The organism is Streptosporangium vulgare, from assembly GCF_042428775.1.
Lineage (GTDB): Bacteria > Actinomycetota > Actinomycetes > Streptosporangiales > Streptosporangiaceae > Streptosporangium > Streptosporangium vulgare.
In genome coordinates this window covers 1-534 of sequence record NZ_JBHMBS010000189.1, presented here as the reverse complement: position 1 = coordinate 534, position 534 = coordinate 1, and the positions used below count along the sequence as shown (strand labels likewise).

Annotated in this window: 1 protein-coding gene; it reads left to right on the top strand. The window is 46.6% G+C overall.

From position 1 onward, the window contains the following. The coding region (gene bolA / locus ACFFRH_RS45050) for a transcriptional regulator BolA (protein ID WP_512701165.1) at positions 1–270 on the top strand (270 nt) is incomplete at its 5' end. Positions 271–534 lie beyond the last annotated feature (264 nt).

The window sequence follows — 534 nt, the reverse complement described above, 5'->3', positions numbered from 1 at the left end:
CCCGTATTCCTCGAAGTAGTGGATGAAAGCTATCGTCACAATGTCCCAGCCGGCTCTGAAAGCCATTTTAAAGTTGTGCTGGTCAGCGATCGTTTTACGGGTGAACGTTTTCTGAATCGTCATCGAATGATTTACAGTACTTTAGCGGAGGAACTCTCTACTACCGTTCATGCGCTGGCTCTGCATACTTACACTATTAAGGAGTGGGAAGGGTTGCAGGACACCGTCTTTGCCTCTCCTCCCTGTCGTGGAGCAGGAAGCATCGCGTAAAAACGCATTTGCAACTGTCGGCGCTTTTCCAGTATGTTGCTAAAGATTTTATGAAAAACGGCCTGCGGGCCGTTTTGTTTTGTCTGGATTTTGCGCTTTTTGCCCAGCATTCAGACGAAAATTGCCCGGGAATTGTGAAAAAATACGCGACAGCGCGCAATAACCGTTCTCGACTCATAAAAGTGATGCCGCTATAATGCCGCGTCCTATTTGAATGCTTTCGGGATGATTCTGGTAACAGGGAATGTGATTGATTATAAGAAC